This is a genomic window from Saccharospirillum alexandrii, assembly GCF_043641555.1.
GTDB lineage: Bacteria > Pseudomonadota > Gammaproteobacteria > Pseudomonadales > Natronospirillaceae > Saccharospirillum > Saccharospirillum alexandrii_A.
The window spans coordinates 666,978-692,893 of sequence record NZ_JBHZRJ010000002.1 but is presented as its reverse complement, the minus strand read 5'-3'; the positions used below and the strand labels follow the sequence as shown (position 1 = coordinate 692,893).

Here is a 25,916-nt window from a genome sequence, read left to right as displayed (position 1 = left end):
ATGCCGAAGTTAAGGCTACACGGACGTATTCACGGCGCCCCCGCAGGAGCAACCCTGCCATCCGTCGCGGGTTTAAGGTAACGCAGTCAATTTGAACCCCGTAACGTGGTTAAAAACAAAGGGAGACAGACATGTCGTCGGTGATCGAAACCCGGGACGTCAGCAAGCATTACGGTGAAGGCGATACGCTGGTCAAGGCGCTCGACCGGGTGAGCCTTGGCATTGCACCGGGTGAGTTTACCGCCATTGTCGGGCCATCGGGTTCGGGCAAGTCGACGTTGTTGCAGTTGATGGGTGGGTTGGATAACCCGACTCACGGGCAGGTGCATCTGGCGAACAAGGACATTACGCAGATGTCCGGGCGGGAACTGTCGGATTTTCGGCGCGACCACATTGGCTTTATTTTTCAGGCCTACAATTTGATTCCGGTGTTAACCGCTGCCGAGAATTGTGAATACATCATGTTGTTGCAGGGTGTTCCCGAGGCCGAGCGACGTGAGCGGGTTTATGCCATGCTCGAGCGCGTTGGGCTGGCGGGACGGGAAGGGCGCTTTCCGCATCAGTTGTCGGGTGGTCAGCAGCAACGAGTGGCGGTAGCGCGTGCCATGGTCAGCCGTCCAAACATTATTCTGGCCGACGAACCGACGGCGAATCTGGATTCGCAAACCGGGTCGGATTTGCTCGACATGATGCACGACTTGAACCGCAACGAAGGCATGACGTTCGTTTTCTCTACCCATGATCCGATGATCATGGAGCGAGCCAGCCGGCTGATACGGCTGAAGGATGGCTGCATTGATTCCGAGTCTGAACGTGAAGTGTAAGTGCAGAAACCGCTTCGTGGTCGCGAAGGGGGTTATTGGGCACGGCATTTTGGCTGTGTTGGTTGGGCTGGCAGTTAATGCTCAGGCCGAGGTAGATGTCTGGTGGGATTTATCCGCCGGTGCTGAAGCCGTGATCTACCCCCAGGTAAATGGCTTGCCCGATGAGTCGCAACCGCCGGCCTGGGCACTGGATCAAACCCTGAGTGGCCGTCTGAATCTGGCCTGGTATCCCACGACATCGCTGGAAGTGGGGGTGCATTATGGCCTGGCTGAACAAGCCCGGCTGGCTCAGGCGGACGGTGATGATGCCTTGCAACAGGCACTGGAATCCGACCCGGCCAATTTTCGCTGGCGGGATCTCGATGCCACGCTGGTTGATGACGACCCGGTTCGCATTCGTCAGAACCTGGATCGGGCCTATGTGCGAGCATACCCCGGCTTTGGGGATATTACGCTGGGGCGTCAGCCCATTAGCTTTGGGCTTGCACGAGTGTATTCACCGGTTGATGTCATATTGCCGACCGGGCTGCAGGCGCAAGAGCCTGATTATCGGGCGGGAGTTGATGCGCTGCGCTGGCTGGTGCCTTTGGGAGCGGTGTCCGAGTTGGATCTTGGCTGGGTCTTTGGTGACGATTCAGTGTTGTTTGCCCGCGGTTATACGCAGGCTGGCCGCTTTACCTGGGAGGCCACCGCGCTGACAGTGAATCAGGAACACCACGTCCTGGGGCTGGGTACCCAAACCTCGATGGGCGATTGGGGGCTGTGGCAGGAAATGGCGGTTCTAGCGACTGAGCAGGAGTCTGATGGCGGTACCGGCTTTCGCGCCACCCTGGGGTTGGATCAGCAGATTCTGGACGACGTCTATGTGGTCGCTGAATATCATTTCAACAGCCTGGGCGTCGACGGAGACTACGCAGACATAAGTGATTCCGGCTGGCACCAAACCGGCCTGGTCTCGCCCTGGGGGCGACACTACCTTAGCCTCCAAGCGTCGAAGCCGCTGTCGCCTCTGTGGCAGGCATCGCTCGGGCAAGCCGTTAATCTCAGTGATGGTGGCCTCTTGTTTACCGGAGCGCTCAGTCGCAGTTTGAGCAACAACAGCACACTCGACCTGACGTTCATGCATGCTCTGGCTGAGCGGCCTGATTTCATTGACTCCGGGCCCCGGGTTTTGGATGAGTATGGCGTGTATCCCTCCCGGATTCAGGTAAACTGGAGCACGGTGTTTTAAGTGCTAACATCGTGTGACACCTTCAGCTTAACCCCTCGAATTCCGAAAAGGCAGGACCATGTTCAAGCAATGGGAGCAGTCTCCCCGCGGTACCCAACTGAGCCTCGATGAGGTTCTCAGTGAATTGAAAACCAATGAAGACGGGCTTATTCCAGCGATCGCCCAGCAACACGATACCGGTGAAGTGCTGATGATGGCCTGGATGAACCGGGCCTCGATCGAGGAAACCCTGGTACAAGAGCAGGTATGTTACTGGTCCCGTTCACGCCAGACCTATTGGCGCAAGGGCGAGAGTTCCGGTCACCGCCAGCGCCTGATTAGCATGAAACTCGATTGCGACGGCGATACGCTGTTGCTGCAGGTCGATCAACAAGGCCCGGCCTGCCATACCAATCGCCGCGATTGTTTTTTCTATGAGCTGACCCCCAAGGGTGTGACGCTTACCACAGACCCCAACTCGGGCCTGCCCTCTGTCTAATCAGGAAGTCATTGAATGGTGCCGTTAGATGTACTGCGCCTGCTGGCGCTGTCTACCCTCTGGGGTGTGTCCTTTATTTTCATGCGGGTAGCGGCACCGGAATTTGGAGCTGTCAGCCTTATTTTTATCCGGATGGGTGTGGCGGCTCTGTTGCTTTCGCCGTTGCTTCTGGTTCGCCGTCATCTGGTTCTGGTCTGGCAATACAAGGTGCCACTGACCGTTTTGTCGGTAACGAATCATGTTCTGCCGTTTTCGTTGCTGGCTTACGCGACCCTGAGTCTGGAAGCGGGCTTTACCTCGTTGATTAACGCCACGACCCCTCTGTTCACTGCACTGATCGGCATGATGTTTTTCGCCACGGCCGTTACCCGGCAACAGTATCTGGGCTTGGCAATCGCCTTTGTCGGGGTCTATGTGCTGTCGGGGAACCGGCTGGATTTCTCCGTGGGTGGCGATGGTTGGTCAATTCTTGCAGCCCTGGCCGCGACGCTGTGCTATGGCGTGGCCGGTAATTTTACCAAGCAACGCCTGTCGCATTTGCCGGTTCAGGTTGTCGCCGGTGGCAGCACCGCTTTGTCGGCGTTGATTCTACTGATACCGGGCCTTCTGCTGTGGCCGGATACCATGCCTTCGACTCAGGCCTGGTTGAACACTCTGGCATTGGCTCTGTTCAGTACGGCGCTGGCCTTTCTGGTGTATTTCCAGTTGTTGTCGAGTGCGGGGGCAACGGCAACCTCTACGGTAACCTTTCTGGTCCCGGTCAGTGCGCTGGGGTGGGGGTATGTGTTTCTCGGCGAGACGATCAGTCTGCCCGTTTGGCTGGGGATGGCGATCACCCTGTTCGGGACCGCCATCACCACCCGGTTGATCCGGTTTGGCCGGCCGAAGCCGGCAACCGATCAGGCGCCGATGTAAAGCGCGCGCGGGCGAATCAGTCGGGCATCGGTCTGGAACTCGTGATAATGCGAGACCCAGCCTAAGACCCGGCTGCAGGCAAAGAAGGAAGTGAAATACTGCTCCGGAATACCCAGTGCCAGGTAAACGGCGCCTTTGTAGAATTCCAGGTTGGCGTGTATTTCCTTACCTTTTTCGCTGAAGACTGACTGGCAGGTGTCTTCAACCGCCACCAGCGTTTCCATCAGGTTTTCCCATTCAGTGCCTTCGCAGAACTGGCGCGCCATCGGCTTCAGGATGGCCGCGCGCGGATCCAGTGCTTTGTATTCGCGATGGCCCATGCCCATGATCTTGACCTTGTTCGCCAGCGCATCACGCACCCAGGCGTCGGCCTTATCCGGCGAACCAATGGTTTGCGCCATGATTACCGCGGCTTCGTCGGCACCGCCGTGCAAGGCACCGGAAAGGGCACCCAGGCTACCGGCAACACTGGCTTGCAAGCTGCCCTGGGTGCTGGCGATGACGCGGCCGGCAAAGGTACCGGCATTAAAGCCGTGGTCCAACTGCAGAATCTGGGTAGCGTTGATGGCACCGAGTGCTTCAGCCGAGGGCTTCTGACCCTGAATTCCGTACAACAGAGTTTCCAGAAATCCGAGGCCGGCAGGCAGTACCCGTACCTGACCCAGAGTGCAGAGGTTGTGCCAGACACGAACGACACCGTTCAATCGGGCCGCCAATACCAGTCCGTCCTGCCATTGATCTGAGACAAAATCGGGAGCGGGCTGGTTGGGTGCCAGGTTGGCAACCGGGGCTACACTTTGCAGCACCGCCATCGGGTGCAGGGTGCGTGGCAGTTGTTCCAGCAGACGCAATTCTGTGGCGGTTAGTTCAGATTCGGCCGCCAGCCAGAGATCCAGAGCGCGAACCTGGTCTTCTGTCGGGTGTTCACCGGTCATCAGCCAGTAGGCAACGCCTGCGAATGGCTGTTTTACCAGTTCTTCAATCACTTCACCCCGGTAAGTCAGACGGCCGATTTCGCCCTCAACATTGGACAGGCGGGTCGCGCCGACGACAACGCCTTCGAGTCCTGAATTGATATCGGTAGTCATAAAATCACCTTCAATACGCTGTGAGGGCGCTATTAAACGCGCCCGGTTTTGGTTAATCTAATTAAACTTTATTAATTTATGATAAGTAGGGCTAATCATGCGCTTCGAAAACAGTGAACTGCGTATCTTTTTGAGCGTGGCAAGAACCGGTGGTTTTCGCTCGGCCGCTGCTGATTTGCACCTGACTCAGTCGGCGGTCAGCCAGTCGGTTAAGCAGCTGGAGACCAAGTTGGGGGTGCCTTTGCTGATTCGTGAGCGACCGGTCCGGTTAACCCCAGCCGGCCGGCGACTGTACCGGTATGCCGATGACCAGCGTCAGCAGGAGCAGCAGGTGTTCAGCGATCTGAACCGACTGTCCCGCGGGCTGGACCAGCGGCTGACCGTTGCCATCGACAGCACCAACAATCGCTTTGCCGGCGCCGAGCTGATTTCGGTGTTTAACCGGCGATGGCCCGAGGCACGATTGCGCATTATCGAGCAGCCCTCGCGGACCATTGTGCAGTCGGTGATCAGCGGGGAAGTTGAATTGGGGCTGGGGCCCTTTCAAACCCGAATGGACCGGTTTGAACGTGTACCCCTGTACCGGGAAAAACGCCTGTTGATGGTCAACCCCACCAAACCAATACACAGCGGCGCCCTGGCGCTGGCCGACTTGAGGCGTATTCCTCTGGTGGTTTCGTCACTCGATGAACCCGACCAGCGGCCTTATCAGGAAAAACTGCGCGACCGGTTTCAGATGATCTGGCAAATCAGCAGTTTGAATGTACGCCTGAATTTGATCGATCAGGGTCTGGCGGTGGGGTACATCAGTACCGAAGTGACACGACAGCTCCCGCAGATCCAGCACTTCCGGCCCTTGTTGGAGTTTGACTTTGCCAGCATTGAGCGCCAGGTCGGGGTGTTTTACCGGTCCGACCGGGAGCTAAGCCCGGTCACACGGGATTTTATTCAGGTTTGCCAGGCGTTCTGGCAAGACCGGCGGGCACTGATTTCCAGTGAAGCCCGGTAAGGGTAGCTATTTCAGTCTCAGATAATCAACGGTGATTTCCCGGGGGCGGTCGAGCTCGAAGGCGAATAGCTCGAGGTGACTGATGTTGCTCATGTCCATGTCACGGCCAGACGGCGCGTTGCGCACGTCCTCCAGTGAGAATTCAATCAGGTTCCAGCCATATTCGATAATAAAGGTGCTATTGAAGCGATCCTGATACAACAGGGATCGCTCATGGGCCATATCGTTAATGCGCAGCGTCAGGGGCATGGGCAGCAGGCTTGGGTTGTAAACAGCAAAATTAAGGCTGCTGTAGCCGCTCCAGTCATTCGGCATGCGTGTCATCCGGGCGCCTGAGTACGTTTGGGTGGTCAGGCGGATCACCATGCTCTGGTGTCCATGCCAGGCACGTGTTTCTGTACGGGCAACATCGCCTTGCCACCAGTCAATTTCATAGTCGTTCTCGAAGTCGGACAAGACCGGAAGCGTATTGAGCAACCGGTACTCGGTCATGCTGGCCTGACTGACCATAACCAGTTGGCTGACAAACAAGCCGGTGGCAATCAGCCGGCCAGTCCAGACCTGAGCGCTGGGTGGGTTCAGCCAGAACATGGCCAGCCAGGCACCGATCAGATTGCGCTCGACATCCTCCCAGCTGCGGGTGCGACCGGTATTGTGTTGAATGTACTCCACGATAATGCTGACCAGAAACACAGCAATGCTGATCGCCAGCCAGTGCGGCCAGGTGCGCATGTCGAGATTGTTGCGCAGTGCAAAAATTGCCAGGGCGAAAAACACAATGTGCCCAAAATTGAGCAGGGAGCGTTCAAGTTCCGAGTCCAACCCAAGGCCAGCGCTGTAGAAGAAAAAGGGAATGCATGCCACGAGGATGGCGGGTAGAAACCAGCGTTTCAGGAGTGTCAAAAGCGGAGTGGGAGTCATAGGCGCCAAGTGTTGATGCTGCGGATTGGGAGCGTCCTTGTCCTGTGGCAGAGTAATGCCATCGGCAGAAGGGAAACTGGTGCAGACTATGCCCGTGTGCGGCGTTGATGTACACCGCACACGGGGGTTTACCTCAGGCGCCGACCGCCAGAAAGCAGTCGACCAGGCGCGGAATATCACGTTCAGCCAGACCGGCGACGTTCATCCGGCCGCCACCGACCATATAAATACCATGATCAACACGCAGGGCATCGATTTGTTCATTGCCAAGCCCGGTGACCGAGAACATGCCCCGGTGCTCGCCAAAATAATCGAAACGATCACTCTCGCTCCTATCACGGAACTGGCGCACCAGTTCGGCACGAAGATGATTAATGCGCTGGTTCATCACCGTCAGCTCATCCATCCACAGTGTTTTCAGGTCGTCCCGCCCCAGAATGGCAGCGACCAGCGCTGCACCGTGATCGGGTGGCATGGTATAGCTGCCCCGGGCTACTTCCAGAATGCGACCCTTGGCTTTCAGGCTCTCTTCGAGGGTATGACCCACGACGATGGCCGCGCCGGTGCGTTCGCGATAGAGGCCAAAATTCTTGGAGCAAGAGGTGGCGATGATCAGTTCGGGTAGCCGGTCGGCCAGCAGCCGCAAGCCAGCGGCGTCCTCCATCAGCCCATCGCCAAAGCCCTGGTAGGCGATGTCGACAAAGGGCAGAAAGCCTTGCTGTTCGGCAAGCTCAGCGATGCGCTCCCAGGCTTGCAGGGAAATATCAGCCCCGGTCGGGTTATGGCAGCAACCGTGTAACAGAAGAACATCCTGTTCGCCCAGGGTTGCTATCTGTTCGAGCATGGCGGCTTCGTCGACTTGCTTGGTGGCAACGTCGAAGTAGGTGTAGTCGGCGACTTTCAGGCCCGCGGCTTCCATGACGGGGCGATGGTTCACGTAGCTGGGGTTGCTGATCCAGACGGTGGCGTCGGGCCGGGCGCTTTTGATCAGTTCCGCCAGCATGCGCAGCGCGCCACTGGCCCCCGGCGTCTGAATACCAGCAGCCCGGCTGTGGGCGGCCGTGCCAGCGAGCAGCAAGTCGATCAACGCAGAATTGAAGGTTTCATTGCCGGCCAGACCAATGTAACTCTTGGTGGTCTGGTTTTCGGCCTGTTCACGTTGAGCTTGTCGAACTGCGGCCATGATTGGGGTGGCACCCTCGGCGTTCCGATAAACCCCAATGCCCAGGTCCATCTTGTCGCTGCGCTGATCGGCCATAATGGCGAGGGTTAACCCCAGAATCGGATCTTGTTTCGGGGCATTGAGACGTTCAAACATTCGATCACTCCGCATAAATAAGACAAGGTGGCAGGTTCGGACCGGGCTGTTACCGTGACCGGATCAGCCCGCTGGCAGCGATTACGCCCAGGGTCACCAAGGATAACCCCAACAGCGTGATCAGTTCGACGCTTTCGTGCAAAAAGACCGCCGCCAGTACCGTCGCGCAAACCGGGGTCAGAGAGCCGATGGCTGAGGTGATTTCAGCCCCGAGGGCGCGAATCGCGTAGCCATATAGAAAGCCCGCTCCCAGGCCCACGGCAAGCCCCTGAACGGCCAGTTGCAGCAGCCACTCTCGGGGCGGTACGGTGCCGAGGTCTATGCCGGTTCCGCTGACGAGCCCCCAGAGTAACAGCAAGGCGCCACTGGGTACGGTTAACACTGCGGCGGTTTCCAGCGGGGCCAGTCCACTCTGGCGGACACTGAGTGTAAACAGCGCCCAACACAGACTGCACACCAGAAACATCATTTGCCCCTGAAATACGGCGCCACTCATATCCAGACCCGTCGCTGCCAGCATAAGCAGAATGCCCATGACAACACTGCCCAGACCAGCAAAGCGTGCCAGGGTTAACGGCTGCCGAAAAATAGCCACAGCGAGTGCGGTCACAAACAGAGGCGCCGTACCGGGAATCAGTGTGCTGCCCTGAACCACCGGTGCCAGTCCCATGGCGAGGGCACTGAGCAGGAAAAAGGGCAACCCGGCGCCAACCAGAATGCCAGCCAGCCACACAGGGTGTACGGCCAGAATAGAGTGGCGCCGGCGGATGAACCAGGGCAGCAGAATCAGCCCCGGCACAGTGAAGCGAAACAGCGTCAGCTCGAAGGTGCCGAGCGCAGACAGGGCACCATAGCGAAGCGACAGAAAATAGCAGGACCAGATAAGCACAGTCGCCAGCGCTGCCGCATAACCGGCCAGACGCAAGCCAGGGGTGGATAGTTGTGGCAGCACATCGGTCAGGCCCCGGCGAGGCAGGGAGGCCGTGGCTGTGCTGTGAAGTTGGTGTGTCATGCGCGTCACTCCGCAGGCTTTGCAATCGAATGGAGGGGCATAGTGTGACTCAAACGCTCTGGTGGTTTTGGGTGAATCTTAGCAAGCGCTTCACCAAAATTAGCTGGCTGTGCTATGGTTTCTCGCATTAATGACGATTAGTGCTAAAGGAGGGTGAGTATGCTTGACCGGATCGATCGGCGGTTACTGGATGCGGTGCAACGCAATGCCCGTCTGACCACGGCGGAACTGGCGGAGCGGGTAGGGCTGTCGGCATCCCCCTGTGCCAGGCGGCTGCGCCGGCTGGAAGACGAAGGCTACATCAGCGGTTATCGCGCACATCTCGACCGGCAGCGCCTCAACCTGGGCATCACCATCTTTGTTCACGTACGGCTCAACCAACACCAGGACAGCTTGGTCGAAGCCTTTGAGGACACCCTGCGGGACATGCCCGAAGTGATCGATTGCCACACGGTGTCCGGAGCATTCGATTACCTGTTGCAGGTCGTCACGGCCGATTTGCCGGGTTACGAGCAATGGGTGCGGCGCCTGCAGAAAGTCCCGGCGGTCAATACCATCGACAGCAGCTTTGCGATTCGGGCCGTCAAGCAACAGGGGCCTTTGCCGTTGCTGTGAACCCGGTGGAGACCGGGGCAAAATGGCCGTACAATGCCCCTCCGTTTTTGAATGACCCCGATAGGCGACCATTGCATGTCCGATTTCACACGAGATCATCTGGAAAACTGGTTAAAGGACCTGTCGGTCCGGCATTACCTGTGCCCGAATTGCGAAGGCATTCATCTGACGGATCTGGAAGAACAGCTGGGCGTTCTGGAAAGCCGGGTCTTTCTGGACGAGGGCATGATCATCATCTCCACCGAGCTGCCCATACGCCCGTCAGCCGTATTGCCTTTGCACGGCAGCCTGAACCTGGTGAATTTTGAACACCCACTGGTGAAAGTGACGCTGAACCTTCATGATGACGAAATTCCCCGTCTCGTCATCAGCGGCATCCTGATCGCCGCCGAGCTGTCGCCGACCTATTTCAACGCCTTTCTCAGCGCAGTGACCGGGAGCACCCTGAATGTGCTTGAACACGCTACGGCGCTGGACGTACTGTTTCTCGATGAGCCCGAACTGGACCTTGATGCCAAAGGCGATGCGTTGCATTAACGAAACAGTCTGCTCCATAGAGTTTGACGTCGAATTGTTCTCTGTTGTCTGGCAACCCGCGCTTGCTGGTGTGGCTAACCCGACTATTACTTGAGTATTCTCTGAGGGCAATCAGGATTTCCATATGACGAATGACACCCAAACAAATCATTCTTTCGTAATCGACCACTGGCGGTTTGATGTTCAGCCCCCTCAGTCCCAGACCGGTGCGCCTGATGATGTAAGTCGGCGCTGGGTGCATTGTCAGCGGGACGATGCGGGATTGCCGGGCTGGCTTTCGCATCTGGATATTGGTCGCGGGTTGCGCCAGGCCTTGTTGGCCGAAGATACCCGGCCCCGGTTTGAACCCGTGGGGGACGGCTTTCTGCTTATTTTACGAGGCGTAAACCTGACGCCGGGTGCTGCACCTGACGACATGCTGAGCCTGCGCATGCTTTGGTATAAGGATGGGTTGATCACACTGCGCAAGCGGCCGTTCAAGGCTATTGCCAGTGTGCGTGAACGGCTCGAGCAAGGGCAGGGGCCGGTATCAGTCAGTGCCTTGCTGGTAACGATTATCGAAGCACTGAATGATCGTATTGGTGAATTGCTGGAAGCCTCGGAGCGCGAGCTGGAAGGTCTCGAGAGCCGCGACAGCAGTGTGAATCCCCAGCAGTATTTGTCGGACCTGACGCATTTTCACAAGCGACTGTTGCGTCTGAACCGGTTTATCCGACCACAGATGGGCGCACTCGACCGGTTGGCGGGCGAGGCCGGTGAATGGTTGTCGGATCGGGATCTTATGTTGCTGGCCAACCAGCGTGATGTGACGCTGCGCATGCTGGAAACCATTGAAATGTTGCTGCAACAGATTCAACTGGTCAGAGATGAGCAGCAGCAAGTACTGGCTGAACGAATGAACCGCAACACTTACTGGCTGTCAGTGATTGCCGGTATCTTCTTGCCGCTGGGGTTCCTAACCGGTTTGTTTGGTATTAACGTCGGGGGTATGCCTGGCGTCGATGATGGCATGGCGTTCTGGTATACCTGCATCGGGCTGGGCGTGGTTGCCGTCATCGAGTTTCTGATACTGCGGCGGTTACGATTCTGGTAATAAAAAACCGGGCTGGGCCCGGTTTTTTTGTGCCCGTCTTGCCTTACGGCTTGGGGGCGTTGTCGGCTTGCGCTGGCAGGTTCTCCACATTGTAGTGGTGAACATCCCGCTGCGGAAACGGAATGCTGAGGCCGGCTGCTTCGACGGCGATTTTCACTTTTTTCTGCATTTCCCACCAGATCGTCCAGTAATCATCCACCGTCGCCCAGGCGCGAATTTGCAGGTTCACCGAGCTGTCGCCCAGAGACTGCACCATAACCTGAGGGGCCGGGTCTTTGAGAAAACGGGATTCTTCATCCACCAGTTGCTGCAGTGCCCGGAAACCGGCATTGAGATCATCGTCGTAGGCAACGCCCACAACCACATCCATCCGGCGGGTACCGTTGCGGGTGGAATTCTGGATGGTGGCGCTCCAGACATTGGAGTTGGGGGCTGAGATGTACTGGCCATCCGGCGTCTTCAGAATGGTTGTAAACAGGCTGATCTCTTCCACCGTACCGCCGGTGCCGTTAAAGGTGATGTAGTCTCCAACCCGGAAGGGCCGCAGAATCAGCATCATGATGCCTGACGCTATGTTGCTTAGGGTGTCTTTCAACGCCAGACCAATGGCCAGGCCGGCAGCACCCAGCAAGGCGACGATGGAATTGGTATTGACGCCGAAGATATCCAGCACAATAACCACGGCGACGATGTAGACCGCATAACCGGCGATGCCGGCGAACAGGGGAATCAGAGTCGGGTCCATCCGTTTGATGCGTTTGCCGCTGTTGCGGATCGACTTCTTAACGGCATTGGAGACGATGCTGGCAACAATGAACACCGCTATTACCAGCAAGAGGTTATAGCCGACGCTGAGTATAAAGGGCGAATTCTCGACCCAGAAATTGACGATCCAATCGATCATGTACTGACTTCCTTTAGGCTTTTGGACAGCATCTAGCCTATCGCTAACGCTAAATAAAGCAAAGCCTTGGATTTCAGATTATTCGCTGGTCTGCCCATGGGCCAGAGACTCCAGTATGGCGCAGTCGGACGACTGATCCCCCGGGCACTGTGAAACCAGATGAATCAGCGTTTGTTTCATCGCGGTCAGTTCACGAATTTTATCATCCAGCTCATCCAGATGTTGCCTGGCCAGCGCATTGACCGAGGCACTTGCCCGGGTTGGGTCATCGTACAAATCGAGCAGGGAGCGGCATTCATCCAGCGAGAACCCCAGCGTTCTTGAGCGCGCGAGAAACTGCATCCGTTCGATGTCCCGATTGCCGTATTGGCGGTACCCATTACCGGCCCGGCGGGATTCGATCAGACCCAGGCTCTCGTAGTAACGAATCGTTTTTGCCGGTAAGCCGGACGCTAGCGCTGCGTCTTTAATCAACATGATGCTACCCTCCTGTTGGTCGCGGGTCATCAGACAGTTTTGACCTTCCAGCCCCGGGAATGTCAAGCTTGGACCGGATGGCTTTTACCTTCGGGGGTGGTCTGGCTCTGCTATAGTTAGGGTAGCCGGTTGTTGCTGGGTTGTATCGACCAGAATAGCCGGTCCCAGGATATTCATGTGTTACATCACTACAAGGGTCCCACCATGCCAAAAGACCATTTGCGAGCCTTGCTTGAGCGGTTACGAGCGACAATGGATGAAGGCGAAATCAGCCCGCAGCAGCAGGAATTGCTGGCCAAGGTTGAGTACCACATCCACAACACGGATGAACCGGACCCGGAAGAGCCCACTCTGCGGGAATCGATGGAGATGCTGATCGAGGATCTAAGCGTCGATCACCCGCGCAGTGCGGCTGTGGCCAGAAACATTCTGGAGTCACTGGCCAGTATGGGTATTTGATCGTAGTCGCCGTTTTTGGCTCATCGGTTGGTCATGCGCTGCCTGACCTGACTGACCGCGAGCAAGACGGCAAAGGCAATCACCGCCGTCACCACAATCGCCGGGCCACTGGGGGCATTGGTTAACCATGAGCCGCCCAGCCCGGCCCAGACACAGATGACACCCAGCACAGAGGCGCCCAATGCCATCTGCTCGGGCGTTTTGGACAGCCAGCGAGCGGCGGCGGCCGGAATGATCATCAGGGCGGTGATCAGCAGGATGCCGACAATCTTCATCGCCACGGCGATGACCAGAGCAATCAGGATCAAATAGACAATACGAATGCGCTCGGTGGCAATCCCTTCGGCCCGGGCCAGATCTTCGTGCACGGTGATGGCAAGCAGGGGCCGCCAGATCACTGCCATGACGGGTATCGCCACGACAAGAATAGCCGCCACCCAGAGTACATCGCCCTGGTTAACCGCCAGTAGATCCCCGAACAGCAAGCCACTCAGGTCGATGCGAACCGATTCGGAAAACGCCAGTACCAGCATGCCGATCGCCAGTGAGCCGTGCGACAGAATGCCCAGCAAGGTATCGGACGGCAGGCGCCGTTGGCGTTGCAGGCCGAACAGCAGTAAGGCCAGGGCGGTGGTAACCAGAGCGATGCCGACCGTCAAGTTCAGGTTCAGTACCACGGCCAGGGTTACCCCCAGCAGGCCGGAATGGGCCATGGTATCGCCAAAATAGGCCATGCGACGCCACACCATGAAACTGCCCAGCGGGCCCGCGAGCAGAGCGATGCCGGTACCGGCGAGCAGGGCAGGCCAGAGCATCTCAATCATGAAGGTGGCCTCCCTGTTCAGCCAGGCTGTGGTTGTGGTCGTGGTGGTGGCTGTAAAAGGCCAGGGCATCAGCATGTTTGTGCCCGAACAACTGGGTAAATTCCGGTTGGCGGGTGATGGTTTCCGGTGCGCCGGTGCAGCACACATGACCGTTTAGACAAACGACCTCGTCGGTAGCGGCCATCACCAGGTGCAGATCGTGCGAGACCATTAGAATGGCGCAGCCGCGCTCGTCGCGTATGCGCTGAATCAGCCGGTACAACTCCACCTCCCCGTTGAAGTCGACTCCCTGTACCGGCTCGTCGAGCACCAGTACATCGGGTTGTTTTAACAGCGCACGCGCCAGCATTACCCGCTGAAATTCCCCGCCACTGAGTTGCTGGACAGGCCGGTCAATCAGGTGCGGGACATCGGTCAGGCGCAGCGCATCAATCACCGCTGTTCGTGCAGCGCGATGGGTCAGCGTCATCAGCCGGTAAACCGACAAGGGCAGTGAATCGTCGATGCTGATGCGTTGCGGCATATACCCGATGGTCAGTGACGGTGCCAGCGTCAACTGGCCTTCACTGACCCGGTGCACCCCCAGCAATGTTTTGATCAGTGTTGATTTTCCCGCGCCGTTAGGGCCGATCAACGTTACGATCTGGCCGTCGAAGACGCTGAGATTGACGTTGCGGATAATGGTTTCACCACCGAGACGAACGCCCAGCTGTCGGGCTTCAATGAGAGGTTGGGTGCGTGGCACGGGTGCTATGTCTCCTGACCGTCGGGCGATGATGGATTGACTGGCGATACCGCCTGAGCCAACACAGGCTTGAAGTTACAGTGTATCATACCAACTATTGATGATTCTCCCAGAACCCAATTGCAAGAGTTGACTATGTCGATGTTGAAATCCCTGGCCCGCCGGGCCTGGCCACTGGCGGTGCTGGTGTTAATGGCAAGCCCGGCCAGGGCCCTGGCTGAACCGCCCCGGGTGCTGGTGTCGATCGCACCGCTGCACAGCCTGGTCGCCCAGGTGATGGAGGGCGTGGCCGAGCCGGAGTTGGTGTACGAGGCCAGTCAGTCACCCCATTCCAGTGCCATGACGCCGCGCCAGTTAAAGGCGGTGGTCGAGGCCGACCTGCTGTTCTGGATCGGACCGGAGCTTGAAACCGCGCTGGCCCGGTTGCTACCGCGGCTTTCAGAAAATGCTCAGGCCTTTGAACTGCATGACTTCGACGCCGGCATGACGCTGCTGCCGATGCGCGAAACGCTGTTTTCAGTGCCGGGTACCGGTGATGACCACGGCCACGACCACGGAGACATCGACCCGCATGTTTGGCTGTCCCTCGACAATGCGCAGCGGTTTGTCGGTTTCGTGGAAGCCCGGCTGATTGAACAGGACCCGGACAATCGTGATCGGTATCGGAGCAATGCCGAGCAAGCCCGAGTTGGCCTGGACACACTGGGCGAACAACTGAATGACCGGTTGAGCACAAGCCGCGACACACCTTACATCCTTTTTCACGATGGTTTTCAATATTTTGAGCACGACCAGAATCTGAACGGGCTGGGTGCCCTGGTGCTGAACCCGGACATACCGCCCGGGCCAAGAACCATTGCCCGGCTGCGTGATTTGGCGGCACCGCTTGAGCGCGTCTGTCTGTTTCGCGAACCCCAGTACAGCGAGCGCTGGCTGATGCCGCTGGTGGATAATCTCGACAAAGCAACACTGGGTACCATTGACCCTCTGGGCCAATTATCCGAACCCGGTACCGGACTCTATGCTGATATGATGCTGCGACTAGCCAGCGATTTGGCCGCTTGCCTGGGAGATGCCTGATGGCAGTACCTGATTACGAGGCCGTCCTCTGGGATATGGACGGAGTGTTACTGGATTCAGAACGACTGGTGCGGTCGGTGTTTACGGAAGTCATGGCCAATGGGGGGCCGGTTCCGGACGCCGAGCACCGTTATCTCGAAACCATTGGCCTGAACAAAGCCGGTCTGATCGAGTGGTTTCTGAACTACGTTGATTCCGTTGACAGCGCCATTTACTGGATCAATCAGACCGGCGACCGTTACACCGAAAGAGCAAAGACCGACCTGGTGTTAAAACCCGGGGTGATCGAGTCACTTGAGCACGTAGCCCGGAGCGGCCGGCGCCAGATGGTGGTGACCAGCACACGCACCGAACTGGCCGAGGCCAAACTGGAGCGCGTCGGCCTACTCGGGTATTTCGAATCGTTGCTTGGCGGCGACCAGGTGAGCCGGGGCAAACCGCACCCCGAACCCTATCTCGCCGGTTGCACCCGACTGGCAGTAACCCCGGCCAGCGCCCTGGTGATTGAAGACAGTCCAAATGGCGTGCTGGCGGGGCTGGCCGCCGGTTGCAATGTACTGCATGTGCCGGACCTGGTGCCGACTGACCCTCAGTGGGCGGGGCAGCTGGCCGCGACGCTGACCTCGCTGGAAGCATTCCCCGGCTGGCTTGATGGTGCAGGCGCGGAGGTCGCCCGATGATACAGCTGGACCTCATTGAGCCGTTGGCCAAGCTGGGTATTGACTGGGTTGGCAGTGACGACAACGGCACCCGTTTCCGGATTCCCTTGCACGGCAATCGGAACGACAAGGGAACGGTGTTTGCCGGCAGCCAGTACGCAGCGCTGGTGATAGCGGGCTGGTACCACACCGCCCGTTGGGCAGGCCTAAACGGCTTGCCTGAACAGGTTGCCATCAAAGACAGCCAGGTACGCTACCCGAAGGCCGCTCGCTCCGATCTGGACGTTCAGGCTCACTTTACTGCCTTGCCAGATGTAAGGCCGAGCGGGCACTGGCGCGCTCTGGTTGAAGTGACGGCCCGTGATGCCGAAGGCGATGTGGTTGCTGTGCTGACCGGCGATTACCGGGTGCTGCTACCCGCCGACGCATGAAGCCGAGACAGGTAACCCTGACCCAGTTGTTTTTGCAGCCCCGGGTACACCGGGTGTGGATGCTCAAGCACGGGTCGCTGTGGTTTGACCTTCCAGCAAAGGTCTGTGAACAATTCGATGCGCTCTGGCATCGGTATTGCGATGCCTTGAAACCACCACCGCCGGGGTTTCTGGCCCACGAAGACCTGGTTGAAAACGATGCGCTCTTTGCCCTGTTTGCCAGTGCTGTCTATCTCGATAGAACCTTGCCTGGTTTTAGCAGTGAAGCCGGGGCAGGTGGGCTTTACTGGCAGTTTGATGCTGAAGCGGTTTGAAGCCGGGAAACTTTGATACACTAGGGCAAACGGTCGAAAGAGCCTGCAGGAATCTGAATGACGCAACTGAGTGTTAACCTAAATAAAATCGCCTTGCTGCGGAATTCCCGTGGTCGTGATTTCCCGAGTGTGGTGGCATTTGCCGAAAAGTTTATCGCGCTGGGCGTGCACGGCATTACCATCCACCCGCGGCCGGATGCCCGCCACGCCACGGCACAGGATGCGCACGATTTGAAAGCAGCGCTGGCCGCCTACCCGGATGTGGAACTGAATATTGAAGGGTATCCGACCGAAGATTTTCTGGCATTGATTGAAACGGTAAAACCGCATCAGTGCACCCTGGTGCCGGATGAACCGAACCAGCTGACGTCCGACCATGGCTGGGATTTCAGCCAGCACGCTGAGTTTCTTGAAACGGTACTCAGCCGCATACAGGCCGCTGGCGTGCGCAGCTCGGTATTTCTTGACCCCGATACCGATCAGGTACAACGCGCGGCCAAGTCCAGTGCTCAGCGCATTGAGCTCTATACGGAAGGCTTTGCCAGCGCTCATGGCACTGAATCGGCCGCCAGCGTGCTGGCGCAGTACCGGGAAGCAGCTGAACTGGCCCGGCGCCTTGGGCTGGGTGTTAATGCCGGTCACGATCTCGACCTGAACAACCTGCCGACGTTTCTGACGATTCCGGGTATTCTGGAGGTATCGATTGGCCATGTACTGACCGTTGAGTGCATCGAACGTGGCATGGCTGCGGTTATTGAAGACTATCTTGCCATCTGCTCGACCAATCTACCCGGCTGACCTGAAACTGGCCGGTTTTTCGATGCCCGTGTGATGAACCGGGCCGACACCTTTTTCGTTACAGGATACCCCCATGGAACTGGCCATCGCCGACCTGGATGCCACTGCCATCTACAAGTTAATGGTAGGCTCGATTCAACCGCGCCCGATCGCCTGGGTGTGCACCCGCAACGAGCACGGGGTGTTGAACCTGGCACCGTTTTCATTTTTTACCCTGGTCAGCGTTAATCCGCCGATTGTCGCTTTTGCCCCCTTGCGCAAACCCGATGGCAGTGAAAAAGACACGGTGCTTAACCTGGAAACCTGCCCGGAATTCACCCTCAACATTGTCAGCCATGCCGTCGTTGAAAAGATGAACCAGACCTCGGCACCTCTGGCCAGGGGCGAAAGCGAAATCGGTTACGCTGGGTTATCGACCACCCCGGCTTTGACCGTTCAACCACCGCGCATTGCCGAAGCGCTGATCCATTTTGAATGCCGGTTGCGTGAGATTCAGCGCTTTGGTGATGAACCCATGGCCGGTCGTCTGGTGCTGGGAGACATTGTGCATGTGCAGGTTGCCGACCCGCTCTATGACGAGGGGCGCATTCTGGCCGACAAACTGGATGCCGTCGGCCGTATGGCGGGCAACACCTACAGCACCACACGCGATACCTTTGACATTGAACGGCCTGGCTGAGAAGGGTGTCTTTTCTGCTGCTGTTCGCCGTTGCCTTTGTGGCTGCCACGCTGTGGCCATTGGGAACAGAGTTGCTCTTTATCGGCCTGGTGCGGGAATCGGGCCACCTGTTTATTGCTTACTGGTTCGTGGCAACGGCCGGTAACGTACTGGGTGCCTGGCTGATGCTGATACTGGCCCGCTGGGCGCGTCAGGCGGGTGTCGTGTCCTCACGCTGGCAGCCAGCGCATACGACCGAGCGACACCTGCAACGCTGGGGGACACCCTTGCTGGCCATGGCCTGGCTGCCGGTTGTGGGCGATTTGTTGCCGGTAGCGGCCGGATGGTTAAGGATGCCACTGGCTGCGTCTGCGTTCTGGCTGGCGCTGGGTAAAGGGGCGCGTTTTTTCCTGCTTGGTTTCTGGCTGGCATAAGGCCGCTGGTAGCAGACGGCAGTCATGGAAATAAGCGACTACTCTGTTGTTCTGGCTAATACGCGATCGAATCTTATAGACCGTGTTCTCAAGGATGAAGACGCATAACGACTTAACCCTGGGAGAAACCGTTTGAACTTGGATCATTTGCTGGAAAGCAATCGACAATGGGCAGAGCAGATTACCGCAGAACAGCCAGATTTTTTCAAGCAACTGGCGCGTCAGCAAAAGCCCGAACTGTTGTGGATCGGCTGTGCCGACAGCCGGGTGCCCGCCAATGAAATTATGGGGTTGATGCCGGGTGAGGTTTTTGTACACCGCAATGTGGCCAACCTGGTGGTACATACCGATTTGAATTGTCTCTCGGTTATTCAGTTCGCCGTGGATGTATTGAAAGTCAAACACATCATCGTCACCGGGCATTACGGGTGTGGCGGGGTGGCGGCCGCCCTGAGCAATCAGCGGCTGGGGCTGATCGATAACTGGCTGCGCCATATTCAGGATGTGCTTAAGATCTACCGCCGCTATTTTGATGCATTGCCCGATGAAATGACTAAACTGAACAGACTCTGTGAAGTGAATGTGATGGCGCAGGTGCTGAACCTGGCCGAAACCACCATTGTTCAGAACGCCTGGGAGCGTGGCCAGGCTGTGTCATTACATGGCTGGATTTACGGTCTGGATAACGGCATTCTAAAGGACCTGGATGTCACTCACTCGAAAGATGCCGATTTACGTGAGACCATGCACAACCGGATAAAAACCCTGTTGAAACAGGCGAAATAATGAATCAGGTAAAACCACTACATAAGACCATTGCCGTCGCGTTTGCACTGCCCGCTGCTTTGCCGGCCTGGTCGGGTGGTGTAAACCAGAGTGACCGGGTTCAGGGCATGGCCCAGTTTATGAATGAGTCGGCTGAAAATATTCAGTGGCTCTGGCTGGGGGGCATCGCGATAGGCGCCCTGGTATTTCTACTGTTCGTGCGTTGGATTCATTACGCTATGATCAAACGTCACAAACCCAAGAAGAAAATACCGGTCAACAAAGATTATGCAACCGATCCTTCCGGCAAGAAGAAAGCGGTTCTGACCAAGCCCGCCAAGCCGGTTCCGCAACGCCCCAAGCAACCGGATAATCGCAAGCGGCGTTACTGAATCGGAAAGGGGCGTTATTTCAACGCCGCCAGTTGCTCCAGCTGTTGCTCCAGCTCACGCACGCTGTGAGCGTAGCCATCGGCTTTCTCCCGTTCTTTGGCGATGACGTCATCCGGGGCTTTGGAGACAAAATTCTCATTGTTCAGTTTGCCTTCAACCTTGGCCAGTTCCTTGCGGGTTTTCTCCAGCGCCTTGGTCAGGCGTGTCTGCTCGGCCGCGACATCAATCAGCCCCGCCATGGGTACCAGCACTTTGAGTTGCCCCACCAACTGAGTCGCTGATACGGGCGCTTCATCACCGTCTTCCAGCCAGGTCACGCTTTCAAGCTTGGCCAGCGTTTTGAGGAAGTTCTCGTTTTCGCTGAGTCGGCGTTTGTCTTCATCGCTGCCTTTCTGGAATAACACTGGCAAGGGTTTGCCCGGGGCGATGTTCATTTCGCCACGAATATTACGCACGCCAACAATAACGCCTTTTACCCATTCAATATCGGCCTCGGCAGCAGCGTCAATTTTGTCCGGGTCGGCCTTGGGGAAGGGTTGCAACATTAACGTGTCGCCTTCTCGTGCCGCCAGATCCCGGATCGACAGCCAGGTCTCTTCAGTAATGAACGGCATGATCGGGTGAGCCAGACGCAGCAAGGCTTCCAGAACGCGGACCAGCGTGCGCCGGGTGCCGCGCTGAACCTCGGCTGAGGCGTTTTCATCCCACAGCACGGGCTTGGACAGCTCCAGGTACCAGTCGCAGTATTCGTTCCAGATAAACTCATACAAGGCCTGGCTCATTAGGTCGAAGCGGTAGTTCGTGTAGTGACGCTCGACATCCTGCTCCAGCCCCTGCAGGCGTGAACTGATCCAGCGGTCCGCCAGGCTCAGCTCAACCTCGCCGCCGTTCTGGCCGCAATCCTGGCCTTCGGTGTTCATCAGCACGTAGCGCGCCGCGTTCCAGATTTTGTTGCAGAAGTTGCGATACCCTTCGAGGCGTTTGACATCGAAATTGATGTCTCGCCCCTGGCTGGCCAGTGACGCCAGGGTGAAACGCAAGGCGTCGGTACCGGATGAAGCCATGCCCTCCGGGAAGCTCTTGCGCGTCATCTTTTCAATTTTTGCCGCCAGTTTCGGCTGCATTAAACCGCTGGTGCGTTTGGCGACCAGATCGTCAACGTCAATGCCATCGATCAGGTCGATCGGGTCAATCACGTTGCCTTTCGATTTCGACATTTTCTGGCCGTTCTCGTCGCGAATCAGTCCGGTAACGTAGACCTTCTTGAACGGAACCTGGGGGGTGCCGTCGTCATTCTTGATGAAGTGCAGAGTCATCATCATCATTCTGGCTACCCAGAAAAAGATGATGTCGAAACCGGTCACCAGCACATCGGTCGGGTGAAAGGTTTTCACCAGATCCTCGCGTTCCGGCCAGCCCAGTGTGGAAAACGTCCAGAGGGCAGAGCTGAACCAGGTATCCAGTACGTCTTCGTCCTGCGTCAGTGTGAGACCGGCGTCGAGGTTGTACTTGCTGCGCACCTCGGCTTCGCTGCGACCAACGTAGACGTTACCGTCCGCATCGTACCAGGCGGGAATTTGGTGGCCCCACCACAGCTGGCGCGAAATACACCAGTCCTGAATATCGCGCATCCAGGAGAAGTAGGTGTTTTCCCATTGCTTGGGTACGAACTGGATATCGCCGTTTTCCACGGCTTTGATGGCCGGTTCAGCCAGGGGTTTGGCACTGACGTACCACTGATCGGTGAGCCAGGGCTCGATCACCGCATCGGAACGGTCGCCACGGGGCACCATCAGACTGTGGTCTTTAATCGAGTCGAGCAAGCCCAGCGCGTCGAAATCGGCAATGATTTTCTTGCGGGCATCGAACCGGTCGAGTCCGCCATACCCCTGAGGCAGGGCGCCATCGAAATCGTCGATCGGTTTGCCATCGTAGGTATAGGCTTCGGCGGCGTGCAGTATCTTGGCGTCCTGGTCGAGTACATTGACCAGGGTGGCCCCGTGGCGCTTACCGACTTCGTAATCGTTGAAGTCGTGGGCCGGTGTGATTTTCACGCAGCCGCTGCCGAATTCCGAATCGACATAATCATCGGCAACGATGGGAATGCGACGGCCAAGCAATGGCAAATCAACGAATTTTCCGACCAGGGACTGATATCGCTCGTCGTCGGGGTTTACCGCTACAGCGGTATCGCCCAGAATGGTTTCCGGGCGTGTGGTGGCCACGACAATGTAGGCTTTGCCTTCGGCAGTGGTGGCGCCATCGGCCAGTGGATAGCGGAAGTGCCAGAGTGAGCCCTGTTCTTCCTTGTTTTCCACTTCCAGATCGGAAATAGCCGTGTGAAATACCGGGTCCCAGTTAACCAGGCGTTTGCCACGGTAAATCAGGTTGTCTTCGTACAGGCGCACGAACACTTCGCGCACGGCGTTGGACAGGCCTTCATCCATGGTGAAGCGTTCGCGTGTCCAGTCGACTGAATCACCCAGCCGGCGCATCTGTGAACTGATGGTACCACCCGACTGCTCCTTCCATTGCCAGACGCGGTCGATGAAGGTTTCCCGGCCAAGGTCGTGGCGGGTTTTGCCTTCGCGCGCCAGCTCACGCTCCACCACCATCTGGGTGGCGATGCCAGCGTGATCACTGCCGGTTTGCCAGAGCGTGTTGCAACCTTTCATGCGGTGGTAGCGGGTAAGCGCGTCCATAATGGTTTGCTGAAAGGCGTGACCCATGTGCAGCGACCCGGTGACGTTGGGCGGCGGAATCATGATGCAATAGGAGTCGCCCTTACCCGAGGGTTTGAACCATTCGTTGCTTTCCCAACGCTGGTAATGCTTGCCTTCAATCGCTTGCGGCTGGTACGTCTTCTCCATGAGGGCTCTTAACTCGCTTGGCTGACGGTGAAAAAAAGGGGGCAATTGTGGTTTGGCCCCGGAGTCTGATGCTTGCCATTATACATGGTCAGAGGTGCGAAACTAATCGTCCGGTGTGGCTGGGTCTTCGCTGTCGGTGCGTTTGAAAGACTCTGGCAGCGGCAAGTCGTTGTCTTCATACCACTGGCTGACCAGTGACCGGAAGTCTTGCTGCAGGCGGTTGCGCAAGTCACGTTCAAATAACGTCAGGTAGTCCGCCACGGTTTCCTCAATCCAGTGATCGAAGACAGATTCCAGTTGTGCCAGAACCTGTTCCGGATCGGGCCCCGGAGGTGGCTTGGGTGGTTCCGGTGCGGCAGGCGTGTCTTGCTCCTTGCGAACGATCTCGGTGATCGGTCGCAGCGGCGCCAGTGACGCCAGCTCTTCGGCCGCCCGGGCTTCGGCTTCATTGCGGATACGAATCAGCTCGGACAGCGACTGACTCGACAGAAAAGGGTTGTCCGGGTTGACATGCGTGGGGCTGCGTTTGTCGACGATTTCGTCGAGCAACGGAATCTGCGATTCCGACCGGGCAACCCGGTCGAGGCTCTGGCGAATGTCCTCCAGATCCTGCAGCAGGCTTTGCTTGGAATCCTTCTGATCCATTTATACCCGATCTCGCAGGTCATGCCGTTTCAGCGGATAGCCCCGGTCCTGATAGAACTTGTAGTGCGACCGGGTGGCGTTCAGGACGGCGGGGTCCTGGCTGACCACTTCAAAAACGCGCTCGAACCGGGAAAAGTACTCCGGAATCTCAGCGGCCAGATTGATCAGAACATCATGATGCTGGCCCGGCTCAGCATGCCAGCCGATCTGCACATCATCATCACTGCCTACGAGTAAGCTGTGCGCCAGAAAACTTTCAACCGGGGTTGACCAAAGTACTTCGCTGAGGGACCGGGCCATGGCTTCATCGTCCACAGCCAGAAGCACCCGGTGCTTGTGGCTGCGCGCTTTATTGACCAGACGCGCGGCATAGGCATAGCGGTCGGCGGCTTGCAGCACCGGAACAATATGGAAATCTACCTGGGTCATGAGTCGGGTTCATCAGCGCGAAAACGCCATGGTACCTAAAGCGGCTGGCAGCAGGAAGGGAGAGGCGGGCATTGGTCTGCCTCTTGTTAACTCAAGTTACGGAGTTCGGGTTTACTTTGGGTGGCTGTGGTTCGCAACGACAACCTGGGGCACCCCTGTGGGGTCGGCGTAAATCCTTCCCTGGAGCCTAGGCCGCAACATCCATGTTGCGGACACCCCCACAGGGATCCCCCAGGCCGTCGTCGCTTATCATTTCAGCGAACTCCGAAACTTGAGTTATAACCCTGAGTCTGGGTTTGCGCACAATCAGAGCGGCGGGTGCCGGTGATGCCTCTGCGGGGAAGTCCGCAGCATGGATGCTGCGGTCTAGGCCCCATGGATGGGTTCACGCCGACCCCGCAGAGGCATCACCGGTGGCCGACGCGGGCCAGGGCCACTTGTTGAGCAACGCCCCAGGTCAATGGCTCAGCTGGCTGAGCAAATAGTGGGTTAGCAGGCCTACCGGGCGGCCGGTTGCGCCTTCTTTGGCGGAGGTCCAGCCGGCGCCGGCGATGTCCAGGTGAGCCCACTTGTATTTTTCGGTGAACTGGGAGAGGAAGACCGCAGCGGTGATGGAGCCGCCGGCGCGACCCTGGCCGATGTTACGCAGATCGGCGTAAGGGCTGTCGAGTTCGTCGCGATAATCGTCCCACAACGGCATAGGCCAGCCGCGGTCCCAGGCTGTGGTGCCGGCGCTGACCAGTTCCTGTTGCAGGCTGTCGTCGTTGGCATAAACCGCCAGGGGGTGGTGGCCCAGACCAATGACGATGGCGCCAGTCAGGGTAGCGATGTCGACGACGCTGGCCGGGTCGAACCGCTCAACGTAGGTCAGGGCATCACACAGCACCAGACGGCCTTCGGCGTCGGTGTTAATGATCTCGATGGTCTTGCCTGACATGCTGCTGACCACGTCGCCCGGGCGGGTGGCGGTGCCTGAACACATGTTCTCCGCAGCAGCCACAACGCCAATGACGTTGAGTGCCGGTTTCAGTTCGGCAATGGTGTTCAGGGTGCCGAACACTGAGGCGGCGCCCAGCATGTCGAACTTCATGTCTTCCATGCCCTGGGCCGGCTTGATCGAGATGCCGCCGGTGTCGAAGGTCAGGCCTTTGCCGACCAGAACGTGGGGCTTCTCACTGGCAGCCGCGCCCTGGTATTTCATCACCAATACGTAGGGCGGGTTGGCACTGCCCTGGGTCACAGCCAGGAAGGAGCCCATGCCGAGTGCTTCCATTTCTTTCTGGCTGAGAATCTCAACGCTGATTTCATCGTAGGCGTCAGCCAGGTTCTGGGCCTGCTCTGCCAGGTATTGGGGGTTGCAGATGTTGGCGGGCAGATTGCCCAGTTCGCGGGCGACGTTGACGCCGTGGGCGAGGGCCTTGCCGGTACGAACCGGTGCTTCCAGGGTGTCGTCCGAACTTAGGAACGTCAGCGCTGTCAGGGTGCTGGCATCGGCTTTCTTGGATTTGGTGGTGTCGTACTGGTATAGGCCGGTCAGAATGACCTCGGTTGCTTTCTGGGCCGTCCAGGGCAGGGTGCGGCCGGCGACCTGAATGTCGTCGAGGGCGATGCTGGCGGTTTTTGCCTGGGTGCCTTTCAGTGTGCTGATGGCCGCTTTAATGACTTTAATGAACTGGTTTTCGCGGAAGTCGGCCTGTTTGCCAGCGCCGATAACGAAGACTTGACCAGCCGGCAGATCGGTGTGACCGAGCAGCGGGGTGACCTGTCCGGTTTTGGCAGACAGCAGTTTGGCGTCGCGCAGCGACTGAATCAGTTTGGGGTGTGTTTCGGTCAGGCCGGCCAGGGCTGCGCTGTCCGTGTCTTCAAAATGGAAAATAACCAGGGCGTCTGTGCTGGTAGCGCCGAGTGCGGCGGATGAAACGGTAAATTGCATGATGTCTCCAACCTAATATGCGGTGAACAATTGGAATTGACCGGGTAGCAGCCCGGTT

At 57.7% G+C, this 25,916-nt stretch carries 30 protein-coding genes; 18 read left to right on the top strand and 12 right to left on the bottom strand.

Annotated features, from left to right (window positions below; all coding sequences use genetic code 11):
* Positions 1-131: 131 nt before the first annotated feature.
* From ACHUE7_RS09105 to ACHUE7_RS09090, 4 genes are read left to right on the top strand one after another with little or no spacing between them, the layout of a single operon-like run.
* Positions 132-824 (top strand): ABC transporter ATP-binding protein, encoded by a 693-nt coding sequence (locus ACHUE7_RS09105; protein ID WP_394169687.1) that lies wholly within the window; start codon positions 132-134, stop codon positions 822-824.
* Positions 825-873: 49 nt separating this feature from the next.
* Complete coding sequence (locus ACHUE7_RS09100; RefSeq protein WP_394169686.1) at positions 874-2,055, top strand: hypothetical protein; 1,182 nt, start codon at positions 874-876, stop codon at positions 2,053-2,055.
* Between the two features lie 58 nt (positions 2,056-2,113).
* Complete coding sequence (gene hisI, locus ACHUE7_RS09095; RefSeq protein ID WP_394169685.1) at positions 2,114-2,533, top strand: phosphoribosyl-AMP cyclohydrolase; 420 nt, start codon at positions 2,114-2,116, stop codon at positions 2,531-2,533.
* 15 nt (positions 2,534-2,548) lie between these two features.
* Positions 2,549-3,448 (top strand): DMT family transporter, encoded by a 900-nt coding sequence (locus ACHUE7_RS09090; protein ID WP_394169684.1) that lies wholly within the window; start codon positions 2,549-2,551, stop codon positions 3,446-3,448.
* Here the strand turns inward: ACHUE7_RS09090 and ACHUE7_RS09085 are convergent.
* Positions 3,433-4,536 carry a citrate/2-methylcitrate synthase gene (locus ACHUE7_RS09085; protein ID WP_394169683.1) on the bottom strand — a complete coding sequence of 368 codons (1,104 nt, stop codon included), beginning with the start codon at positions 4,534-4,536 and terminating at the stop codon, positions 3,433-3,435. The genes ACHUE7_RS09090 and ACHUE7_RS09085 overlap by 16 nt on opposite strands.
* Positions 4,537-4,633: 97 nt before the next feature.
* On the opposite strand from ACHUE7_RS09085, the gene ACHUE7_RS09080 reads away from it, so the two are divergent.
* Positions 4,634-5,545, top strand: a complete 912-nt coding sequence (locus ACHUE7_RS09080; RefSeq protein ID WP_394169682.1) for a LysR family transcriptional regulator — start codon at positions 4,634-4,636, stop codon at positions 5,543-5,545.
* A gap of 6 nt (positions 5,546-5,551) precedes the next feature.
* On the opposite strand, the gene ACHUE7_RS09075 is transcribed toward ACHUE7_RS09080, so the two are convergent.
* From ACHUE7_RS09075 to ACHUE7_RS09065, 3 genes are all read right to left on the bottom strand, one after another.
* Positions 5,552-6,448 carry a VanZ family protein gene (locus ACHUE7_RS09075; RefSeq protein ID WP_394169681.1) on the bottom strand — a complete coding sequence of 299 codons (897 nt, stop codon included), beginning with the start codon at positions 6,446-6,448 and terminating at the stop codon, positions 5,552-5,554.
* A gap of 151 nt (positions 6,449-6,599) precedes the next feature.
* On the bottom strand, positions 6,600-7,784 hold the full coding sequence (locus tag ACHUE7_RS09070) for an amino acid aminotransferase (RefSeq protein ID WP_394169680.1): 1,185 nt from the start codon (positions 7,782-7,784) through the stop codon (positions 6,600-6,602).
* 49 nt (positions 7,785-7,833) lie between these two features.
* Positions 7,834-8,796, bottom strand: a complete 963-nt coding sequence (locus ACHUE7_RS09065) for a DMT family transporter (RefSeq protein ID WP_394169679.1) — start codon at positions 8,794-8,796, stop codon at positions 7,834-7,836.
* Between the two features lie 159 nt (positions 8,797-8,955).
* On the opposite strand from ACHUE7_RS09065, the gene ACHUE7_RS09060 reads away from it, so the two are divergent.
* From ACHUE7_RS09060 to ACHUE7_RS09050, 3 genes are all read left to right on the top strand, one after another.
* Positions 8,956-9,411 carry an Lrp/AsnC family transcriptional regulator gene (locus tag ACHUE7_RS09060; protein ID WP_127555010.1) on the top strand — a complete coding sequence of 152 codons (456 nt, stop codon included), beginning with the start codon at positions 8,956-8,958 and terminating at the stop codon, positions 9,409-9,411.
* Positions 9,412-9,486: 75 nt separating this feature from the next.
* Complete coding sequence (locus tag ACHUE7_RS09055) at positions 9,487-9,948, top strand: YbjN domain-containing protein (protein ID WP_394169678.1); 462 nt, start codon at positions 9,487-9,489, stop codon at positions 9,946-9,948.
* A 124-nt stretch (positions 9,949-10,072) separates the two neighbouring features.
* The gene (locus tag ACHUE7_RS09050) at positions 10,073-11,041 is read left to right on the top strand and encodes a zinc transporter ZntB (protein WP_394169677.1); all 969 of its coding nucleotides are present in this window, start codon (positions 10,073-10,075) and stop codon (positions 11,039-11,041) included.
* A 43-nt stretch (positions 11,042-11,084) separates the two neighbouring features.
* Here the strand turns inward: ACHUE7_RS09050 and ACHUE7_RS09045 are convergent, their stop codons facing one another.
* Entirely contained in the window at positions 11,085-11,945 is an 861-nt protein-coding gene (locus ACHUE7_RS09045) for a mechanosensitive ion channel family protein (protein WP_394169676.1), read from the bottom strand.
* 78 nt (positions 11,946-12,023) lie between these two features.
* Positions 12,024-12,422: a Cu(I)-responsive transcriptional regulator gene (gene cueR / locus ACHUE7_RS09040; RefSeq protein WP_394169675.1), complete on the bottom strand. Its 399-nt coding sequence runs from the start codon at positions 12,420-12,422 to the stop codon at positions 12,024-12,026.
* 204 nt (positions 12,423-12,626) lie between these two features.
* Between cueR and ACHUE7_RS09035 the strand changes: the two genes are divergently transcribed.
* On the top strand, positions 12,627-12,881 hold the full coding sequence (locus ACHUE7_RS09035; RefSeq protein WP_127555015.1) for a DUF4404 family protein: 255 nt from the start codon (positions 12,627-12,629) through the stop codon (positions 12,879-12,881).
* A gap of 20 nt (positions 12,882-12,901) precedes the next feature.
* Here the strand turns inward: ACHUE7_RS09035 and ACHUE7_RS09030 are convergent, their stop codons facing one another.
* Entirely contained in the window at positions 12,902-13,705 is an 804-nt protein-coding gene (locus ACHUE7_RS09030; protein ID WP_394169674.1) for a metal ABC transporter permease, read from the bottom strand.
* Complete coding sequence (locus ACHUE7_RS09025; protein ID WP_394169673.1) at positions 13,698-14,450, bottom strand: ATP-binding cassette domain-containing protein; 753 nt, start codon at positions 14,448-14,450, stop codon at positions 13,698-13,700. Before ACHUE7_RS09025 ends, ACHUE7_RS09030 begins: the two co-directional genes overlap by 8 nt.
* Positions 14,451-14,585: 135 nt before the next feature.
* Here ACHUE7_RS09025 and ACHUE7_RS09020 point away from each other — a divergent pair, with 135 nt between their 5' ends.
* The 9 genes from ACHUE7_RS09020 (at position 14,586) to ACHUE7_RS08980 (ending at position 19,981) form a co-directional block, all read left to right on the top strand.
* A complete protein-coding gene (locus ACHUE7_RS09020) occupies positions 14,586-15,530 on the top strand; it encodes a zinc ABC transporter substrate-binding protein (protein ID WP_394169672.1) in 945 nt (314 codons plus the stop codon).
* Positions 15,530-16,210, top strand: a complete 681-nt coding sequence (locus ACHUE7_RS09015) for an HAD family hydrolase (protein ID WP_394169671.1) — start codon at positions 15,530-15,532, stop codon at positions 16,208-16,210. Before ACHUE7_RS09020 ends, ACHUE7_RS09015 begins: the two co-directional genes overlap by 1 nt.
* Positions 16,207-16,620, top strand: a complete 414-nt coding sequence (locus ACHUE7_RS09010) for a YiiD C-terminal domain-containing protein (protein WP_394169670.1) — start codon at positions 16,207-16,209, stop codon at positions 16,618-16,620. Before ACHUE7_RS09015 ends, ACHUE7_RS09010 begins: the two co-directional genes overlap by 4 nt.
* A complete protein-coding gene (locus tag ACHUE7_RS09005; RefSeq protein ID WP_394169669.1) occupies positions 16,617-16,934 on the top strand; it encodes a hypothetical protein in 318 nt (105 codons plus the stop codon). Before ACHUE7_RS09010 ends, ACHUE7_RS09005 begins: the two co-directional genes overlap by 4 nt.
* 57 nt (positions 16,935-16,991) lie before the next feature.
* Entirely contained in the window at positions 16,992-17,732 is a 741-nt protein-coding gene (locus ACHUE7_RS09000) for a pyridoxine 5'-phosphate synthase (RefSeq protein WP_394169668.1), read from the top strand.
* Between the two features lie 73 nt (positions 17,733-17,805).
* The gene (locus ACHUE7_RS08995) at positions 17,806-18,411 is read left to right on the top strand and encodes a flavin reductase family protein (RefSeq protein ID WP_394169667.1); all 606 of its coding nucleotides are present in this window, start codon (positions 17,806-17,808) and stop codon (positions 18,409-18,411) included.
* A 5-nt stretch (positions 18,412-18,416) separates the two neighbouring features.
* The gene (locus tag ACHUE7_RS08990) at positions 18,417-18,824 is read left to right on the top strand and encodes a YqaA family protein (RefSeq protein ID WP_394169666.1); all 408 of its coding nucleotides are present in this window, start codon (positions 18,417-18,419) and stop codon (positions 18,822-18,824) included.
* Between the two features lie 132 nt (positions 18,825-18,956).
* Positions 18,957-19,610: a carbonate dehydratase gene (gene can, locus ACHUE7_RS08985; protein WP_127555024.1), complete on the top strand. Its 654-nt coding sequence runs from the start codon at positions 18,957-18,959 to the stop codon at positions 19,608-19,610.
* Positions 19,610-19,981, top strand: a complete 372-nt coding sequence (locus ACHUE7_RS08980) for a hypothetical protein (protein ID WP_394169665.1) — start codon at positions 19,610-19,612, stop codon at positions 19,979-19,981. The genes can and ACHUE7_RS08980 overlap by 1 nt, the downstream gene beginning before the upstream one ends.
* A 14-nt stretch (positions 19,982-19,995) precedes the next feature.
* Here ACHUE7_RS08980 and ACHUE7_RS08975 read toward each other — a convergent pair whose 3' ends face one another.
* From ACHUE7_RS08975 to ACHUE7_RS08960, 4 genes are all read right to left on the bottom strand, one after another.
* The gene (locus ACHUE7_RS08975; RefSeq protein ID WP_394169664.1) at positions 19,996-22,851 is read right to left on the bottom strand and encodes a valine--tRNA ligase; all 2,856 of its coding nucleotides are present in this window, start codon (positions 22,849-22,851) and stop codon (positions 19,996-19,998) included.
* A gap of 102 nt (positions 22,852-22,953) precedes the next feature.
* Positions 22,954-23,496 (bottom strand): hypothetical protein, encoded by a 543-nt coding sequence (locus ACHUE7_RS08970; RefSeq protein WP_394169663.1) that lies wholly within the window; start codon positions 23,494-23,496, stop codon positions 22,954-22,956.
* Entirely contained in the window at positions 23,497-23,925 is a 429-nt protein-coding gene (locus ACHUE7_RS08965) for a DNA polymerase III subunit chi (RefSeq protein WP_394169662.1), read from the bottom strand.
* Positions 23,926-24,382: 457 nt separating this feature from the next.
* Positions 24,383-25,858, bottom strand: coding sequence for a leucyl aminopeptidase (locus ACHUE7_RS08960; protein ID WP_394169661.1), 1,476 nt, complete (start codon positions 25,856-25,858; stop codon positions 24,383-24,385).
* Between the last annotated feature and the right edge of the window lie 58 nt (positions 25,859-25,916).